This is a genomic window from Nocardia sp. CDC160 (assembly GCF_035818795.1).
GTDB lineage: Bacteria > Actinomycetota > Actinomycetes > Mycobacteriales > Mycobacteriaceae > Nocardia.
The window spans coordinates 1-16,781 of record NZ_JAYKYT010000002.1 but is presented as its reverse complement, the minus strand read 5'-3'; the positions used below and the strand labels follow the sequence as shown (position 1 = coordinate 16,781).

Sequence of the window (16,781 nt, the reverse complement as noted above, 5' to 3'; positions counted from 1 at the left end):
TCGCACCTCGTTCAGATCAGGGATCGGCTGATTCCGCGCCGTGCTGCGCGCGTTCGGTGATCCGCGCCCCGGCAATGCGTGCCGCGGTGAGGATCTGTTCGGCCAGGAGCCGAACCGGTTGCGGGGGAGTGCGAGTGGGATCACCGTCGTCCATCGGGGTGTGTCCGGCGGCGGGATCCCATTCCGCCATTTCGTAGGGTTCGAGGGCCCGCCATTGCTCGAGCCAGCCGAGCCGCCAGGTGCGGGCGCCCAGAGCGAGGGCCAGTCCCTCCATTTCCTCGCGCCGCTGCGCGACCGGAATCGGCAGTGGCCGTGCGGCGTCCGCCACCGTGAGCACCCCGACCACCGTGCTGCCCACCGGCGTGGCTTGCGCCTGATGCGCCAGCAGGGCGCGATGCAGGGCGTTGACACCGCGCAAATGACTGCGCCCGACCAGGACGACCAGCGGCGAATCCATATCCCCGCTGAGCCCGATCCGCGCGGGCCACCGCTGCCCGGCATCCCCCGCCCAACTCAAACTGGCGGCCAGACTGCTGACCCCGGCACCCCCGTGTACGCCGACCAGCCACACGAGTGGCGGTCTGGCGGGCCGATTCGGTACGGCCCGATGCCACATCGGCACCGGCTGCATGACGGGCGCGGCCTGCCCCGCCGAGGCGACAGGCATGGACTGCCGGTGCTCTCGGCCGGGATCTACCCCATAGGGGCGCGATAGTTCGATGGTCATCGCAACGCCCCCAAGAGAGCGAGGTAGGCGTCCCGGGTCTCGGCGGCTAGGCGATGCCACGAAATGGTTCCGCCGCTCGCGAGGTGAATGTCGAATGGAATCTGCAGCACGTCCCGCACCCACGAACCCAGGTGCGTCCGAACGTGATCCATCACGGCCGCTGCGGAGCCGGGCACCTGCTCGGTGAGCACGATTACGGCGTCGCCGACCACGAACTCGCTGAAGCTCTCGTCCAGCCACGCCAGCGCGGGTTGCAGCCGGTTGATGGCGTCCGGCCGCGCGGCCACGGTGATCACCAGCCCGACACGAGGATCGGACAGCAAGGGCGCGGCCAACCGACTCGTGACGGGTGCTCCGGCATCGAAAATCCCCAGGAGCCCGGCGGTTTCGAGATGCCGAGCCACCGATACCAGAGATTCCCTGCGCGGCAATGGATCCGGCGTTCGCGCCAGCACCCGCACCCCGGTGGACGTCTGCCCCGAACAAGCCCCCACGCTGGACGCGAGCCCCGGATACGCGGTCCCCAACCACTTCTGAAGCGTGCTCACCGGCGCGGCCGCATCACACCCCCGCAACGCCACATCCCCACCCCCGAGCGTCGCATCGACGACAACCGGCCAAATCTCCCCATCACTGTCCACAGCCGCCGCCGCGGCCAACCCCAACGCGGTGGTCGTGGCCCCCGACGACCCCGACCCCCCGAGCACCAACACCGACGGCACCGCCGCCCGCACCAGCCGCCCCTGCCCACCCCGCAACGGCACCGCATCCGTCGGCGACCCCGCAGGCGCAGGCTGCCACAACTCACTACCCCCCGAATCCCCTTCCCCCACACCCTCACTCACCCGCACCGCCTCCAACAACCGCGCCACCACCTCACCCGACCGCCCCACTCCACCCTCTACTTCCGCACCGGCTTCCGCCGACATCCCCGCCGAGTCCGCCTGCCGCTCGACTGGAATCCCACGCCGCGCTACGGGATTGGTCTGCTGCGCAACGGGTCCAATCCGCTGCGCCGCCGGATCAGTCGGCAGCGCCGCTGGTGTGCTAGGTCGCGCCGCGACGGGTGTCTGCTGCGCGACGGGTGTGGCCTGCAGCCCGCCCGGGTTGGGCTGTCGCGTAGCCGGGGTGCCCTGCGCTGCCCGACTGGACTGCGCCCCGGCGGCGTTGACCTCGCCCGCTGCCGCACTATTGGGTCGCTGGGGCGGGGAATCGTTCTGTGCTGGCGGGTGGGGTTGCGCGGCTGCGGGATTCGGTAGTTGTGCGGCGACGTGGTGTGGTGAGGCTGGATCGGCTTGCGCGGTAGCGGGGTTGGGTGGCGTGGGGGTTGGGGCGGGGCGCTGAGCTGCCAATGCGGCCTGCCATGCTTCGGCGGCGGCTCGGCGGGCGGCCTCGGTTTGTTCGGCTGTGTGGGGTTGGTGGGGTGTGTCTAGAGGCGGCGCGGGGGTGGGTGGCTGCCACATCGGCGGCGTGGACGGGTCTGCGGGAGCGGCGGAGTTCGGCTGTGGGGGTGCAGGGTTGGGCTGCTGGGCGGTGGCGTCCGGGCGGAACCAGAAGTCGCGGTGGGGTGTTGGGGAGCCGTGTGGTTCGGCGGGGGCGGGTTGGGTTGCGCCCGCGCCCGCGCCCGCGCTCGGGTGAGGTGGGTTGGGGTGGGGTGGGCCGGGGTGCGGGGGGCGGAGCCGGTCGTCGAGGTCGACCATGGGGTTACCGGCTTCCGGCGACGATGGCGGTGATGCGGAGCTGGCCGTCGCGGACGGCGGTGGTGATGACCTGTTGCCAGGAGGTTTGGGAGCCGTCGGGGTGTTTCTCGTCGACGGTGACGTTCCAGTGGTCGGGGTCCGCGCCGGTGATGGTCACGCAGTGCTGGGTGCCGGAGGGGGTGGCGGCGATGGCGTCGCGGGTGGCCTGTTCCGGGGCGACGCGGGCGTCGGGGGCGAGCAGGGCTCGCACCGCGTTGGCGTCGCGCTGGACGTACCAGGCGTATTCGAGGCGCATGATGATGCCGGGGCCGCTGCCGAGGTCGCCCGCGCTGGCTCCGCTGACTCGTTCGGGGGTATTGCGCTCCTGGCACCAGGCCACCAGTCCGGGCTGGTTCGCGGGCGTGGTGGCGGCGCTCGCCGTGGTGGTCGGAATGGCCTGCGGCGCGCCGGAATCCCCGGGCGTGAGGGTCAGCCATGCCACGACAGCCACGATCACCAGAGTCAGCGACACTCCAGCAATCGCGAGGGCGCGCTGGCGAATCCGAATCCGCCGCTGCGTCTGCACCGCCCGCCGCCGCGCCTCGACCACCAGCGCGGCCATCGGATCCTCGGCCATCAGGTCGTAAGGGCTGGCCCCGGCTTCCCGCCGCGGACCGCTCGGCGCCGGCGCACCGCCTTCGGTCAGCCACGAAGCCCACCCGGGCTCCGTACTTTCCGCCTCCGCTGCGGGCACCACCCCCGCCCCCGATGGCGCGAGCGCAGGCATCGGCGGCCGCCCGCCCCCTTCACGCCGCACCCCCGGCCGCGCCCCGGCAACATCGATGTCCTCCCGCCAGGCCCGCGCCCGCGACCCCGCCCCCTCCGGCTCGAACCGCCGACCCCCCGATTCGCCCGCCGCCCCACCGATTTCAGCCCGGAACGACGCGGACTCCCGCCAACCCGAGCCACCTCCGACCCGATCCGCCCCATCCCCGAACCGCTCACGAGCGAATTCGGAACCCCCCGAGCCCGATCCGGCACTGGCCGAGCCAGATCCGAACCGGTCCGCCGCTGATCGAGTGCGGTCCGCCGATGACCCAGTGCGATCCTGGCCCGATTCGACGCGCCGCGCCGACGACCCGGCGAGGTCCGGTGAAGTCTCGGCACGGCCCTGACCTGATTCGGCGCGGGCTGTACCGGACCCGGGACGAGCCGGATTCGATTCGGCGTGGGCGGCAGCCGATCCGGGACGAGCCGAGGTCGATTCGGTGTCGGTGGAAGCCGATCCGGGACGAGCTGGGGAACTTTCGGCGTGAGTCGAAGCGGACCTCGGACTGGCCGGAGTAGGTGTGGCGTGAGTCGAGGCCGACTTGGAACGGACCGGGGAAGTCTCGGCGTAAGGCGGAGTTGGGCCGGGACGGGTCGGGGTCGATTCGGCGCGTGGCGAGGGTGAATCGGGTCGCGGCGAGGCTGAATCGGGCCGGGCTGGGGTTGGTTCGGCCGGAATGGAGGTTGGTTCGGCCGGGATCGAGGTCGAGTTGGGGTGGGGCGGGGTGGGTTTGGCCTGATCCGATATGGATTCGGCACGCGGTGAGGTGGATTCGGTAGATGGGGTGGTGGCTGCGGGTCGGGTGGGGTTGCCGCTTCGGTGGGTTGCGCCGGGCTTGGGGAGACCGGACTCGCCGGTGAGGCGGCGGGTGGTTGATCCGGTGCGGGGGTTGTCGCCGGTGAGGCGGACCGTGGCGGGTTTGGGCGAGTTGGGCTCGCCGGTCAGGCGGGTCGGGCCCAATCCGAGTCGCGGATTGTCGCCCGTCAGCCGGGTGCTGCCTGACCCGGCTCGGGCGCTGCCGGACCCGGTTCGGATGGTGTCGGACCCGGTGCGTGTGGTGTCGGACCCGGTGCGGGTGGTGTCGCCGGTGAGGCGAGCCGAATTCGATGCGCCCCCAATGGCCGCGGATCCAGTGGTGGCCGACCCTGATCGACCACCGGCTGCGGAGTCGGCAGCGGTCGAACCTGCCTCGGAACCGGCGGGGGCCGGACTTGGCTCGATGCCGGTGGTGGCGGATCTGGTCGTGGCCGAGCTTGATTGACCACGGGTCGCGGATTCGGCAGCGGCTGGGCGCGCCTCGGAGGTGGCCGCGGTCGGACGCGGCTTGGCGGTGGCGGCGGATTTGGTCGTGGCCGAGCCCGATTCGGCACGGGCGGCGGGGGGTTGGTCGGCGGACGGGCCTGATTTGGAAGCGGTTTCCGCAGGGGCCGGGTCGGTGTGGGTAGTGCCGCCCGTGTGTGCCGCTGCGGTTGAGCCGAGCGTGGTGGCGGCGTTCGTAGGCTCGACCGAGGTCCCGCTTGTTTCGGCGCTGGCCGCTGCGGGTTGTGCTGCGGCCGGGCTCGATCCGACATTGGCCTCGGCGCGCTCGCCCGCAGCCGGGTGCGATTTGGCGGTGGCTTCGGCGGGGTCACCCGCAGCTGGGCGCGATTTGGGGCTGGCCTCGGCGGATTCGGCCGCAGGCGGGGCTGATTCGGTGTTGGGCTTGGTGGGGTTGGTGTTGGGCGGAGTTGGGGTCGGGGTTAGGCGGGTGAAGTCGGGGGATAGGGGGGTGGGGTTGTCGTTTGTGGTCACGGCGGCACCCGTGGTGTTCCGGTCAGGCGCCCGGGGCGGCGGGTTGGAGGGCGGCGAGGAAGGCGTCGGGGGTTAGGGCGGGCATTTGGGCCACCGCGGTGCGGAATGAATCCACCTGGGTGTTCACCGCTTCCGTCACCTGGTCGACGAGGGGCGCGGCTTGCGGGCCGACCGCGGCGCTCACCTGCTGACCCATGGTTGTGACGGCCTGCTCGACCACCGGCGCGGCCGCCTCCACCACCGGGGCGACCTGCTGTCCCACCGTGGCGGCCACCTGCTCGACCGCCGGAGCCACGACCTGAGCCTGCTGATCCACCACCGCGGCAACCTGCTGCACCACGGGCGCGGCCACCTGCGCGACCGGCGCGGGCACCCCCGGCAGATTCAAGAAGTCCGCCACCGGCTGCACCGCAGGCGTCACGCCGGGAACCCCCGGACTCGAAAGCGGCACCTGCGCAGCGGTATCGACGAGAGCCGTGGGCATCGCGGGCGCGGGCTTGGTGGCATCGCCGCCACTCAGCGCGCCCGCGCCGAGTGCCGCGAGAGCGCCGCCGCCGACAACCAACGGGACGCTGAGCATGCCACCCAAAGAACCACCGCCGACGCAGCCAGCGATTCCACCGACGATCGCGCCTGCAGGCGCGCCGACGCCAGCGGTCGGAACGCCAGCGATCGCCGCTCCCGCGAGCGCACCGACTACTGCGCCGACTCCGCACCCGATCGGTGCCAAAACGGCTGGTGCGGCAACACCGACCGTGCCCGCGCCGAGCAGGGCACCCATCGAGCTCGAAGCCGCCATTCGGTCGGACTCGTCTCGCGAGAAGCCCATTCGGTCGTAAGCGGCCGCGATCTGCCACTCCGCCATGTCGAGATACGCCTGGGCCTTATCCCGCGTCTTGGTGTCGATGAAGTCGGGTAGTTCGACCTGACCGGTGCCCACACGTAGCTGGTGCGGATCAGCGGGCATCACCTCGGGCGCATTCGCCGCGGGCTGATCCTGCGTGGCCTCCGGTTCCGTCGGCGTCACCTTGGGCGACGTCTGCGGCTGGATGATCGTGTCCTGCTGCGGCGTGGTCTGCTGCTTGGGCCGCGGCCGGTTCGGGGGAGCGACGGGCGGGTCGGGAATCCAATCCGCCGGGCTCGGTGCGGAATTCGCGGGTGGCTGGTTGGGCTGGGTGCTCAGGCCGGGTTGACCGTCGCCGGGCACCGCCAGGCCGGGTTGGCCCGGGGCCGCGGCGGCCACCCCTTGGCCTGCGACCAGCGCAATGGGCAGCATCGACAACAGGAGCGACGTTCGTGTGGTCTTCATGTCCCCAATTCCCATTCCCCGAACGGACAACACCGGGCGCGAAGCCCGAATCCCCCGGCTGCCATGGCATTCCACACCACCGGCTCACAACACAGGCGGCCCACCGGAACTGCGCTCCGATGATCCATCATGAAACCCCACCACCTGCGATGATCATGTTTCGGACCAGATCTTACCCGGATCGCCAGTCCCCACAACCGGATCCGTGACAGGAGTTATCAACTGTTAAACCCAACCGACTATGACTCGTAGGGTCAACCGCCCCCACCCGGGCAATCCCTGATCCCGCGCCACCGCAATCCCTGATCCTGCGCCACCGCAATGCCAGATCCCGCACCATCGCAAGCCCGATCCCGCGCCACCGCAAACTTGATCCCGCGCCGCCGCGAAATCAATCCCCGCGCGATCAGCGAAACTCGATTCCACTCCACCGCGACATTCGATCCCGCATCACGCAATACTCGTTCCCGCCCCCTCGCGATTTTCGATCCCGCGCCACCGCAACACTTCTCGACCGCACCCCGGTGCCTCCGAAGGAAACCCCATGCGCGCCAAGTCAGCACACCATGCGCAAACATTCGCCGCCGCGGCAATGACCCTGGTCGTCTCGGCCTGCGCCCTGACGCTCGCGGCCTGCGGCGGCAGCGATCACAGCGCCTCGACGACCAAGACCACGCAGGTAGACCCGGCGCGAGCCCCGTCGGACGTGCACTGGGAGAACTATCAGGGCGTGCAACTCCCGATCGGCGATTACGACGGTCCCAGCAAACTCGGCACCACCGCCGCGGGCTACTCCCACACCCCGCAGGGCGCGGCCCTGGCGGCGATCAACCACAGCACCCGACTGTCGCTGGCCCCCGACGGCGTCTGGCCGCAGATCGCGGCGATCTCCCTGATCCCCGGCCCCGCCAAGGACTCGTGGGTCCTGGCCCGCGCCCAGATCTCCCTGACCGCCCCCGCCAACCCGACGGTCGCCCCGCACATCACCGCCTACAAGATCACCAACTACACCCCCGACCGCGCCGACCTCACCGTCTACTCCACGTACTCCGACGCCAGCATCACCGCGACCGCCGAAACCGTGCTCTGGGTCTCCGAGGATTGGCGACTCCTCCTCCCCGACCCCGCCGCCAAAATCCAAACCGTCCAATCGGTATCCGCCATCCCCGCCGACACCGTCAAACTGGAAGCACCCAAATAGTCTCTACCCGACCAGCTTCAACCCGATCACGCACGCCACGATCCCGCCGAGCAGCAACAGCTTGACCGCACTCACGGCCGCCCCGCCCGTGGCCATGGAGTAGACGACGGTCAACACGGCTCCGATCCCCACCCACACCGCGTACGCGGTCCCGACCGGCAGCCCCCGCATGGCATAGGCCAACCCGCCCATGCTCGCGACGAGTGCGACGCCGAACACCACGCTCGGCCCCAGCTTGGAGAACCCCTCGGACTTCCCGAGCGCGGTGGCCCACACCGCCTCGAAAACCCCGGACACGACCAGTACCAGCCACGACATGACAACCTCCGAAGGCCGTCTTGTCGCACACCGGGTACGGCTCCCTCGTCCGGGCCCCCGCTCGGGGACTACCTACACGATGGCAAACTCCCAGCGACCAGGGCAAATTCCCGCGCGGTGATCTCGGCCTCCACCCACCGAGATCACCCGGTCACCGCCAGATGCCGCTCTCGAGGAATCGATCCCACTGCTCGCCCGAGAACACGAGCACCGGCCCCGCCGGATCCTTGGAATCACGCACACCCACGGAGCGCGCGTTCCCTATGAAGGCGACCTCGACGCACTCCGAGGCATTGGCAGACCTCGAGGACTTGAACCACTGGGCACCGGACAGATCATTGATCACGCGCTGTACTCCTTCGCGATCGTCGACACCAGATCCCTGGAGTCGTCTTCACTCAAAGCTACCTGCTGAATACCGTTCAGCGCCTGCCGGAAACGGGCAATGACCGATTGTTGTTCGAGGTACAGCGCGCCCTCGGTGCCCTCCACGTAGATGACCGGTGGCTCGATCAAATTGATTGCCAGGTGCGGGAATTCGAGCAACGTGAACGACTGGAAGGCGACACCGATGCGCATGTTGACGCCAAACGGCACGACACGGATCGAAACGTTCTCCTGGCAACCTATCTCGGTGAGGTGCCGCAGCTGGTCGTGCATGGTCGCCGGATCGCCGAGTCGATGTCGCAGCGCGGCCTCCGACAGCAGTGCCTCGAATCGGAACTCTTTGTCGGCGAGCCGTTTCTGCCGCCGCGCGGCAAGTTCCAATCGGCGTTCCATGTCGACCTCGGACACACCGGGCTCGGTCGCCTCGATGATCTCGCGTCGGTATCGTGGGGTTTGCAGCAAGCCGTGCAGCAGCGCGAGCTGGTGTGTCGCCAGATGATTGGCCCGCTGCTCCAGGCGCATGTAATGGTCGAAATGCGCTAGATACTGATCGGCATATGCATGCCACCAGCCCTTGTACGTGCCTTGGAGCTTGGCCGCCTTGTCTTGCCGTCGAACCTCCTGCCACAGGTCCAGCGCCTCTGTCCGCACCGCCGCGGTGACCTCGTAGAGGTCCAGCAGTGACTCCAGTTCTGGCGTGGACACTTTGGTGGGCTGCCCGCCTTCCAGCCGAAGGATGGTTTGCTTGGAGGTATCTATCCGCACGCTGGCCGTCAGAAGTGTGACCCCGGCATGTTCGCGGAGCCCGCGCAGAAATCGACCGAATGCCCTTTTGGGAATGGTAGATCCGACCATTTCGTTAGCCTCGCTATCTGGGGATTGCATTTCACGGAACGGTCCACCGTGGAACTCCAACGAATTGAACGTGAATCCACCCTTTGATGGTGTCAATTCGGGTCGCTCGGTGTCTACTGGGATTCGGCGCGCCACACCGAATTTCACCGAACAATTCGCAAAAGGGAGCCTGAAATGCCCTGGGACGCATGGGCGCTGCTGTCCATCATCGTGCTCTGCACCGTCGTGATCGCTCGAACCTGCTGGGATTCCTACCGAATCGGCCACGAGTCGACTCGCGAGTCCCTCCGCCTGTCCCTATTCACCGGCGGCCACCTCGAAATCCCCTGCTCGCCAACCCATCCCACCGGCCGACACCGAGCCGCCCCACCAAGGTGATCCCGATGGCCCTGACCGCTTGCCGCCGCGAGATCTCCTGCTCGCGACTCCATCCCACCCGGCTGCCACCGCGCCGCCCCACGACGATGATCCTGAGGTCTCTGACCGCTTTCAGCCTCGAGATCTCCTGCCCGTGACTCCATTCGATCGGCCGCCCTCACGCGACCCCTCCGAGGTGATCCCCATGACCCCAGCCGAAATCGCGGTCCTCGCCGCCCTCCACCCCGACCACACCCTCACCGCTCCCCAAATCGCCCGCAATGCCACCCTCACCAGCTGGCGCACCCGAAATGCCCTCTCCCACCTCGAATCCCGCGGTCTCATCACCCCCAGCCGCCCTCGCGGCCGCTACCGCATCACCCCGCGAGGTCGAGCCGCCCTAGCCACCAAATCCCGCCGCTTCGCCAACTGACCTTCCCTCGACGCCCCCTCATCCCCTGACGACCGGCCTCTCGATCTCCGACGAAAGGAGTTATGGGCGTTTGACTTTTGTTCGGCGGGATAGCCAGGGACTGCCGTCGGCGAGGACTGATCCGGACTCGATCAGGGATTTCATTCGCCATTTCAGGATTGCGTCATCGGCTTTCATTCCGGCCATGACGGGGGCTATGGCTCGGGCGAGGGGGGTCCACTCCGGGCGTACGTGGTAGAGCAGTGCCTTGTCGTAGTGGTCGGCGGGGGCGGAGACCAGGTTGCCGTCCTCGACGACTCGGAATGTCTCGTTCTCCTGTCGAAGCCGCTGCCAGGTCTCGTGGACCCGGGTTCGTTCGGCGTCGGTGATCGGGCGGGCGCGAGTCGCGTAGTAGGCCAGTTCGTGGGGTGAATAGAACGGGACCGCTACGGGGACCTCGACCACATCGAGCGGACGGTCGGGCAGCCTGTGGCAGATTTCGTGGAACATCGCCGACTCCTGGGCATTGTCGCGGCCGTACCAGACCACCAGATGATCGGCCTGTTCGGCGCGTGCCCAGAAGGCCGCCATGAGGTCGGGCAGGGTGCCCACCCGGGTGGGATCGAACTCGGGGAATTCCGTCCGGACCATGTCGTCGTGCCAGCTCCACCATTCGACGCGGGCGGCGTAATCGTCGGGCTCCAATGGTCCGGAGTTCAAATTGTCGGGAAACCACTCGATGGAATCGGCGGCACGGTCGCTGTCATCGAGCACCGCGCACACCACCTCACCCGCCGACGGGCCGCCAACCAGGTGCAATGTCGTCATTCAGCCAGTGTGCCCACGGTTAGCCGACCCCCGCCTCCGGGTTTACCCCCAATTCCCGATCACCCCCGATTCCGGCCGAGACAATCCCTAGAGTCTTAGCCATGAACTCCTTGTTCTTCGGCCTGGCCGTGACCGATTTCGCGGTCGCCGACGACTGGTACTCCCGCCTGTTCGGGCGGGCCGCCGATGTCGTGGTCACTCCGGGGACCGAGGCGATGTGGCAGCTCGCCGACACCGCATTCGTCTACATCGTGGTCGATCCCGAACGGGCCGGACACGCGCTGGTCAACATCGCCGTGCCGGACCTGGAGACCGCCGTGGCCGAAATCGGTTCGCGGGGACTGCATCCCGGCCCGTTCATGCTGGTTGGTCCGGACGGTGCGGCGGGCCGAAAGGCTCCGTTCGTCGATCCGAACGGGAACTCGATCTTCGTCATCGAGATCGCGGGAACATGAGTGTCGTGTGCCGATCGGCCGCCCCGGCCGGAACTTCGGCCGGACTCATTTTCGGCGGAGCGGCGGGACCGCTGGCCGGAGCCGGAGTCGGCGGGGATGCCTGCGGCAGGGGCTTGATCACCACCGGGAATACCAGACGAAAGCGGCCGTCGGAGACGGGGGCGTACTGGCCTGAGATGAACTCGATGCCGACGAGGATAAACGCAACCATTGCCATGACACCGGCGAGGGGTCGTAGGAGCGGTAACCATCGCTGGCGCGCCGATCGTGCCAATGATCCGGAGATGTCAGGCATGTTCCGCTCCCTACCGCGCCGGAGCCCTCAAGGGTCTGTCGCAAGGCGGGAATCGGTTGTTACGGGGGCGGATTCGTTGGGTTGAATGGGCCGATTCGTGCACAAATCGCTCCCAGCGGGCAGTTTCCTGCCAATTCCGGTGGGATTGTGCAGGAATAGGCCCATGATCAACTTCGGGGCCGCTGCCGCGGATCACCACGGGGGAGCGAGAATCGTCCATTCGCGTTCGCGCTTCCAGTCTTCGAAGCTGATCGCGTTCGTATAGGCCGGGACCGGGGTGAAAGGCGGATCGGCGGGGTCGTTCAGGTCGCCGAGGTCGGGTGGATCGGCCGGTACGCCAAGGGGTTTCGACAGCGCGGCTCTGATCTCCTTGGGCAGGTCCAACCAGCTCATAGCGCGCTCCGGATCGGTGAATTACTGGGAGGCTTACGTTTTGCTCGCGGGCCAGCCAGGGTAGGGGTCGAGCGTGGGGGCTGGAGTATCCGAGCTCTTTCTGGAGTCACGGGCGCGTAATGCGGTGGGAACCGGGTTATCGGGGCGGTCGGCGCAGAGGTTCGGTTCGCCGGGGAAGTCTGTTCCCGAATCCGTCATCTTCGCATCGGTGACCTTCCAATCGCCGAACACATCGTTGCTCGGATATCGTGCCGGGCCTTCGCCTGCGGAGTTACGGGTGGGTCGTCCGGTCGACGGTGGCTGCATGGTCAGTCGAACGGTACGACCGGTTCCGGTGAAATTGTCCCCGCTGCCGACGTTCACGAAGGGCCGGTATCGATCGCCGAAGGGGTCGTCGCCCGGGTGGTCCGACTTCACATCCAGTCCATCGACCCAGACGCACATCGTGGCATGCCAGGTCTGCGGGTTCGTGTCCGAAGTCAATTCCAGCAGTTGGGCGTAGAAGGTGCCCACGGTTCGAGTGTCCGCGGGCTCATAGAGTGCCATCGACATCCCGTCGAGCCTCATATTGCTACTGCCTCGTTCGGGTGACGCGTGCTCGTAGCCCGGATAGGAGAATTTGTTCGGCGTCGGCCATGGATTGCCGGTTGGATCTGTGCGGTAGGAGATGAACGCTGACTCCATGTAGGCACGCGCGATGATCGAGGCGTCCGAGGTCAAGTTGATGCCGTGCTCGGCGGACCAGCGGAAGTTGAATTGCAGCCGATCGAGTAAACGATATGTCGGCGCACTCGTTGTGCAGGCAGCAAGCGTGGCAACCAGGACCCCGGTCACCGCGAGCCGCCGCAAGGTTCTGTGAGGCAGGGAGGTGTTCATCGCGGATGCTGTTCGGATTGGCTGTGCCCGTTGTCCCAACCGTTCTCGAAGGCAAGCAGCCCGGGAAGGAACTTCTTCATGCTTTCCTTGAATTTCGGGAGGCTGGATTCGGGTGTCCCATCGAGCTTCTCGATTGTTTCGAACGACAGCAGTTTGCCCTCTCCGTCGAAGTACCGTCTGAGGTTCGGATCCTGTGAGTACTCCGGATGATCCGGCACCAGCGTCATGCCCTCGAGAATGTTGTAGAAGCGTTTGGCCTGGCTGCCGTATCCGTCCAGATCCGCGGTCGGACCGAGTTCGGGTACCGCGCCGAACAGCCAGTTCTTCACCTCGGGAGCCGCGACCTTGACGCCGAGTTCGGTGAAGTCGCTGAGGGTGAAGCCCAGTGGCATGGTGAGGGATTCGCCGAGCCCGGCTCCGGCGATGCGTGGGATGTGCTTGCCTCCGAACGCGGCGATGTCCTTGACCGAGTCGAAGATGGTTTGCTCGTACTTCAGCTGAGTGGCTTGATCCAGTTTCCGGCCGTCGAGTTCGAGCTGCATTCCCGATTGGGCGGCGGCGTCGATTCGTCCGGCCCATTCACCGAGCGCGTAGTCGGTGCCACCGTGGATGCCGAAGGACTGGTTCATCTGTGCGATCGTCACGTACGCCGCGCGGTTGAAGTCGACGGCGGCGTCCTTGTTGGAATCGATGACGGCGAAGACGTTCTTGACATTCGCCGGGTCGATTTCACCGAACCCGTGAGCGCCGAACATGTCTGAGGGGACGCCGACCATAGTGGGAATATACGTGGCCAAGGTCTGCCCGAGCGCCTTGGTCATGTCCGGGTTCACCCGTCCGATCGAGTAGTCGCCGCCGTCGAGGTGGAGCAAGTCATTGCTATGGGTGCTGGCGTAGCTCGCCAGGGCCCAGGCGGATTCTCCCGCTTGCCGATTCAGCGTCGGGTCGGTCGACATGCTGTATTGGCCCGCGGTCTGGATGACCTTCGTGACGCCGTCCTCGTGCCCGTGCCAGTCGCGGCCGATGATGTCGGCGACGTGGGAGGGGGCGTCGTAGTGGCCGCCCTCGGTGACGGTGCACTGCATATTGGTGCCGTACAGCAGGTCGTGGACGGCCAGGCGGTCGCTGCCCGCGCGGGCCAGCATGCGGTCGGCCAGGTCGGTCACGCTGTGCGGCTTGGGGTCCGGGACCAGGTTGACGGCGCTGGCACCGGCGATTTCCGCGCCCTGTTTGAGGAGTCCGCGGTCGAGATCGCTGCCCTGGGCGAGGGCGGGGGTGCCCTTGCCGAGTAGGTCCACGAAGGTGGCGAAGTCGGCTTCGTGGGGGACGTCGATGAAGTTGCCGATGAACTCGCTCGAACCGTACTTCTCGCTGCGGCGGACGGGGTTCTCCTGCAACAGGTTTCGCACCTGGGTGGGCAGTTGGATCATGCCGCCGCGGTCCTCGACAGTGCCGTCGCCGACGGTTTCGATCTGCGGGTTGGACATCAATTGCATGGCGTCGACCACGCCGGTTTTCAGTGTGCCCTGCTGGTCCGGCGGCAGCTTGTCGCCGAGTTGCGCGAGGTCGGACACGCTCATGCTGTCCATGCCGCGCAGGAGGCCGCGCAGGTAGTCGTAGCGCTCCTGCGGCAGGTTCACGGCCTTGCCGTTGAGGAGATCCTGGAGTTGGTCGGGGGTGAGCTGGGTGGCCAGGCGCAGTCGCTCGAGCTGATCGGGGGTCGACTTTCCGCTCTTCCAGGCATCCAGATCGTGTTGTGCGAGTATGGGATTCAGTCCGGCCGAGGCGGGCGAGAGCTGTTCGATGGCGGCCAATGCCGTGCTGATCGCGGTCGCCACTTCGTCATCGGCGATCCCGATGTCGGCCGCCAACCGTTGCAGGGCGACGGTCTGGTTCGCCGCCTCGTTCGACCGGTCGGTTTGCAGTTGGTTGATTTGATCCGTCTGCTGTTGATTCCCGCGCGCCAGCACCAGCGCAGCCGGATAGTTGTATTTGTCGGTGACATACCAGTTCTCGGCCACCTGATAGCCGTCACCGGTCAGCACGGCGACCGTCTGCCGGGCCGAGGTGACCATGGGCTCCAACCGCGCCTGACCATTCCGGCACGCGGTCGCGAGCTCGTCGAAGGCGTCGGCGAGCACACCCATCTGCTGGCGTTCCCGCTCGGCGCGGCCGTCCGCACCGACTCGTCCTTTGCCGGACCAGTTCAGGCCGTCGATGGTCTTGTACATCGTCGACGCGTTGTCTCGGATGCCTTTGGCGATCGATTCGATTGTCGGCGCGAGGTAGCCGAGGTCGACGATCCAGTTCAACACCGTGGACTTGCTGGGTACGGCCATGAGTCACCGCTCCCCGGTATTCAGGTCACCCAGTGCCGCGAACCGCGCGGCCGCGTCTTCGTCGGTGCCGTGATAGGTGTCGGCGGAGGTGCGCAGCAGCCCGGCGATCTCCTGATATCGCCCCTCGACCACGCCCATCGCCTTGGATCGCACCGCCTCGATCCGGTCGAGTTGGGCCGCCGTGGCGGAGCCCGCCATGCCCGAACCCAGGGAACCCAAGAGCCCCGAGGCCGTGAACGGCGCGGCGAAGGTCGCGAGTTTCCCCACCGCGTCGGCGATTCCGTCGATGGTGCTCGCCGCGTCCCGCAGTTCCTGCGGCGACACCTCCATGCAGGCCCCCTGCTCAGATTCGCCTCACCTGCAACGCATTTCGCGCCACAGCACGATCAGTCGGGACCGAACGATACCAGAGCGGGTCAGGAGATTCGCTTGATGCGGGCGTGGGCGTCAGCCCAGGAGAGAGGGAGATCGGCGGGGGTCGCCGTGGAATCGGCGAAGTGTGGGTCGCCCAAGCGGCCCTTCATGTCCTCCAGCATTCTCGCGTGCACACCGCTGTGGACGAACTTCTCCATGGCCTGCTTGTCGGACCAGGCGGACAGGGTCCAGAAGGTCTTCACGAACGGCTGGGCGTCCAGCGTGTAACCGGCGCAGCCCTCGGCGGTCTTCAACTGCGTGCGAATCCGCATGGTCCACATCAGGAATCGGGGGACGTCTCGGAAACGGTTGAGCGGCAGGTTGCTGGTGAGCACATGGAGTTCGGTTCCGTCGGCGGGCTTGTAGAGTCCGGCGGACCAGGGGAGGGCGACCATCGACGGCCTCTTTCCGATCGAATTCGAGAACCCGCGGTCAGGACTCGCGCGGGCTGAGCTCCAGATACACGGTCTCCTCGGGGACGGCACCGAAGAAGATCCGGTCGTACAGGCGAGGTATCAGGCGGTAGAGGGAATTGCGCGCCTGCTCCGCGTGCGGCCATTCGGATTCGTCCAGCACCCGCGCCGTGGCCCGCATGGCCGGACCGAGCGGCCGCCCGCGCACATTGCAGGGGGCTATGAGCGCGTGCGGATTGTTCCGAATGCGCTTGACCTTGCCCGAGTTTCGCTCGGTGAAGATGTAGGCGATGCCCTTGTCATCGAGCCCGAACCACACCGGTGAGGGGACCGGCTCGCCGCTGCGCCGGAACGTCACCAGCACCGCGTGGCGATGGCCGCGCAGGCCTTCGAAATCACCTGCCACCGCGGAGGATTCGGTGAGCTCGAACGCACGCCGATCCCGCAGACTGTCGTACACCAGATTCATCCGGGTACCGAACTTCGCCAGGATGCCCACGATTACCACCTCCGGCACCGCATGTCGTGGCCCGCAACCACGATACGTCAGCCGGTACGGTCCCGGTCGAATATCGTTGCGCGCCGCTCGAATCCACGACTGTAAGAGGATTGAAATGTCGTCGGCGCAGGCTGTCACGGTGACGCACAGATCGACGGTGATGGCGGGGCTGCTCTCCACGCTTTGCACGGCATTGGTCTTCGGAGCCGCGCCGACCGAGGCCAAGCCCAGTCCCGCCGGGCAATATCTGCACAACGAGTACTACGACGGCTGTCTCAGTGCGTGTTATCCAACTGATCGCATAACGGTCCCAGTGTTCTGAGCTGCCGAAATCTGTGGGGCGCTGTTGTTGTCGTGGTCGGCGGCATATCGTCGGTGCGGGGGCTTGGTCGGTGTGGAGGCGG

17 protein-coding genes and 1 riboswitch are annotated in these 16,781 nt (G+C 67.2%); of the genes, 3 read left to right on the top strand and 14 right to left on the bottom strand.

The window, feature by feature from the left end; translation table 11 throughout:
* Positions 1–16 precede the first annotated feature (16 nt).
* From VMT40_RS07435 to VMT40_RS07420, 4 genes are all read right to left on the bottom strand, one after another.
* On the bottom strand, positions 17–727 hold the full coding sequence (locus tag VMT40_RS07435) for a hypothetical protein (protein WP_326357252.1): 711 nt from the start codon (positions 725–727) through the stop codon (positions 17–19).
* Positions 724–2,427: a hypothetical protein gene (locus tag VMT40_RS07430; protein ID WP_326357251.1), complete on the bottom strand. Its 1,704-nt coding sequence runs from the start codon at positions 2,425–2,427 to the stop codon at positions 724–726. Before VMT40_RS07430 ends, VMT40_RS07435 begins: the two co-directional genes overlap by 4 nt.
* Positions 2,428–2,431: 4 nt before the next feature.
* Positions 2,432–3,043, bottom strand: a complete 612-nt coding sequence (locus tag VMT40_RS07425; RefSeq protein WP_326357250.1) for a hypothetical protein — start codon at positions 3,041–3,043, stop codon at positions 2,432–2,434.
* 2,005 nt (positions 3,044–5,048) lie between these two features.
* On the bottom strand, positions 5,049–6,335 hold the full coding sequence (locus tag VMT40_RS07420; RefSeq protein ID WP_326357249.1) for a hypothetical protein: 1,287 nt from the start codon (positions 6,333–6,335) through the stop codon (positions 5,049–5,051).
* A 544-nt stretch (positions 6,336–6,879) separates the two neighbouring features.
* Between VMT40_RS07420 and VMT40_RS07415 the strand changes: the two genes are divergently transcribed.
* Entirely contained in the window at positions 6,880–7,536 is a 657-nt protein-coding gene (locus tag VMT40_RS07415; RefSeq protein WP_326357248.1) for a hypothetical protein, read from the top strand.
* Between the two features lie 3 nt (positions 7,537–7,539).
* On the opposite strand, the gene VMT40_RS07410 is transcribed toward VMT40_RS07415, so the two are convergent.
* The 3 genes from VMT40_RS07410 to VMT40_RS07400 all read right to left on the bottom strand — a co-directional run bounded on the left by VMT40_RS07410 (position 7,540) and on the right by VMT40_RS07400 (position 9,096).
* Entirely contained in the window at positions 7,540–7,854 is a 315-nt protein-coding gene (locus VMT40_RS07410; RefSeq protein WP_326357247.1) for a DMT family transporter, read from the bottom strand.
* Between the two features lie 9 nt (positions 7,855–7,863).
* A riboswitch (guanidine-III (ykkC-III) riboswitch) is annotated at positions 7,864–7,926 on the bottom strand.
* Positions 7,927–8,005: 79 nt separating this feature from the next.
* On the bottom strand, positions 8,006–8,200 hold the full coding sequence (locus tag VMT40_RS07405) for a DUF397 domain-containing protein (protein ID WP_326357246.1): 195 nt from the start codon (positions 8,198–8,200) through the stop codon (positions 8,006–8,008).
* Positions 8,197–9,096, bottom strand: coding sequence for a helix-turn-helix domain-containing protein (locus tag VMT40_RS07400; protein ID WP_326357245.1), 900 nt, complete (start codon positions 9,094–9,096; stop codon positions 8,197–8,199). The genes VMT40_RS07405 and VMT40_RS07400 overlap by 4 nt, the downstream gene beginning before the upstream one ends.
* 562 nt (positions 9,097–9,658) lie before the next feature.
* Between VMT40_RS07400 and VMT40_RS07395 the strand changes: the two genes are divergently transcribed.
* On the top strand, positions 9,659–9,886 hold the full coding sequence (locus VMT40_RS07395; protein ID WP_326357244.1) for a hypothetical protein: 228 nt from the start codon (positions 9,659–9,661) through the stop codon (positions 9,884–9,886).
* Between the two features lie 60 nt (positions 9,887–9,946).
* Here the strand turns inward: VMT40_RS07395 and VMT40_RS07390 are convergent, their stop codons facing one another.
* Positions 9,947–10,693, bottom strand: coding sequence for a DUF3658 domain-containing protein (locus VMT40_RS07390; RefSeq protein ID WP_326357243.1), 747 nt, complete (start codon positions 10,691–10,693; stop codon positions 9,947–9,949).
* A 101-nt stretch (positions 10,694–10,794) separates the two neighbouring features.
* Here VMT40_RS07390 and VMT40_RS07385 point away from each other — a divergent pair, with 101 nt between their 5' ends.
* The gene (locus VMT40_RS07385) at positions 10,795–11,148 is read left to right on the top strand and encodes a VOC family protein (protein WP_326357242.1); all 354 of its coding nucleotides are present in this window, start codon (positions 10,795–10,797) and stop codon (positions 11,146–11,148) included.
* A 487-nt stretch (positions 11,149–11,635) separates the two neighbouring features.
* Here the strand turns inward: VMT40_RS07385 and VMT40_RS07380 are convergent, their stop codons facing one another.
* The 6 genes from VMT40_RS07380 to VMT40_RS07355 form a co-directional block, all read right to left on the bottom strand.
* The gene (locus VMT40_RS07380) at positions 11,636–11,836 is read right to left on the bottom strand and encodes a hypothetical protein (protein ID WP_326357241.1); all 201 of its coding nucleotides are present in this window, start codon (positions 11,834–11,836) and stop codon (positions 11,636–11,638) included.
* A gap of 33 nt (positions 11,837–11,869) precedes the next feature.
* On the bottom strand, positions 11,870–12,712 hold the full coding sequence (locus tag VMT40_RS07375) for a hypothetical protein (RefSeq protein WP_326357240.1): 843 nt from the start codon (positions 12,710–12,712) through the stop codon (positions 11,870–11,872).
* Positions 12,709–15,051, bottom strand: a complete 2,343-nt coding sequence (locus VMT40_RS07370; protein WP_326357239.1) for a TPR repeat region-containing protein — start codon at positions 15,049–15,051, stop codon at positions 12,709–12,711. The genes VMT40_RS07375 and VMT40_RS07370 overlap by 4 nt, the downstream gene beginning before the upstream one ends.
* A gap of 3 nt (positions 15,052–15,054) precedes the next feature.
* Positions 15,055–15,381, bottom strand: a complete 327-nt coding sequence (locus tag VMT40_RS07365; protein ID WP_326357238.1) for a type VII secretion target — start codon at positions 15,379–15,381, stop codon at positions 15,055–15,057.
* An 86-nt stretch (positions 15,382–15,467) separates the two neighbouring features.
* Positions 15,468–15,860 (bottom strand): hypothetical protein, encoded by a 393-nt coding sequence (locus tag VMT40_RS07360; RefSeq protein WP_326357237.1) that lies wholly within the window; start codon positions 15,858–15,860, stop codon positions 15,468–15,470.
* Positions 15,861–15,897: 37 nt separating this feature from the next.
* Positions 15,898–16,377, bottom strand: a complete 480-nt coding sequence (locus tag VMT40_RS07355) for a PPOX class F420-dependent oxidoreductase (protein ID WP_326357236.1) — start codon at positions 16,375–16,377, stop codon at positions 15,898–15,900.
* Between the last annotated feature and the right edge of the window lie 404 nt (positions 16,378–16,781).

Bases quoted from the DNA above. Each gene is read 5' to 3' on its own strand.
- VMT40_RS07435 (WP_326357252.1), bottom strand. From the start codon at position 727: ATGACCATCGAACTATCGCGCCCCTATGGGGTAGATCCCGGCCGAGAG.
- VMT40_RS07430 (WP_326357251.1), bottom strand. From the start codon at position 2,427: ATGGTCGACCTCGACGACCGGCTCCGCCCCCCGCACCCCGGCCCACCC.
- VMT40_RS07425 (WP_326357250.1), bottom strand. From the start codon at position 3,043: ATGGCCGAGGATCCGATGGCCGCGCTGGTGGTCGAGGCGCGGCGGCGG.
- VMT40_RS07420 (WP_326357249.1), bottom strand. From the start codon at position 6,335: ATGAAGACCACACGAACGTCGCTCCTGTTGTCGATGCTGCCCATTGCG.
- VMT40_RS07415 (WP_326357248.1), top strand. From the start codon at position 6,880: ATGCGCGCCAAGTCAGCACACCATGCGCAAACATTCGCCGCCGCGGCA.
- VMT40_RS07410 (WP_326357247.1), bottom strand. From the start codon at position 7,854: ATGTCGTGGCTGGTACTGGTCGTGTCCGGGGTTTTCGAGGCGGTGTGG.
- VMT40_RS07400 (WP_326357245.1), bottom strand. From the start codon at position 9,096: ATGGTCGGATCTACCATTCCCAAAAGGGCATTCGGTCGATTTCTGCGC.
- VMT40_RS07395 (WP_326357244.1), top strand. From the start codon at position 9,659: ATGACCCCAGCCGAAATCGCGGTCCTCGCCGCCCTCCACCCCGACCAC.
- VMT40_RS07390 (WP_326357243.1), bottom strand. From the start codon at position 10,693: ATGACGACATTGCACCTGGTTGGCGGCCCGTCGGCGGGTGAGGTGGTG.
- VMT40_RS07385 (WP_326357242.1), top strand. From the start codon at position 10,795: ATGAACTCCTTGTTCTTCGGCCTGGCCGTGACCGATTTCGCGGTCGCC.
- VMT40_RS07380 (WP_326357241.1), bottom strand. From the start codon at position 11,836: ATGAGCTGGTTGGACCTGCCCAAGGAGATCAGAGCCGCGCTGTCGAAA.
- VMT40_RS07375 (WP_326357240.1), bottom strand. From the start codon at position 12,712: ATGAACACCTCCCTGCCTCACAGAACCTTGCGGCGGCTCGCGGTGACC.
- VMT40_RS07370 (WP_326357239.1), bottom strand. From the start codon at position 15,051: ATGGCCGTACCCAGCAAGTCCACGGTGTTGAACTGGATCGTCGACCTC.
- VMT40_RS07365 (WP_326357238.1), bottom strand. From the start codon at position 15,381: ATGGAGGTGTCGCCGCAGGAACTGCGGGACGCGGCGAGCACCATCGAC.
- VMT40_RS07360 (WP_326357237.1), bottom strand. From the start codon at position 15,860: ATGGTCGCCCTCCCCTGGTCCGCCGGACTCTACAAGCCCGCCGACGGA.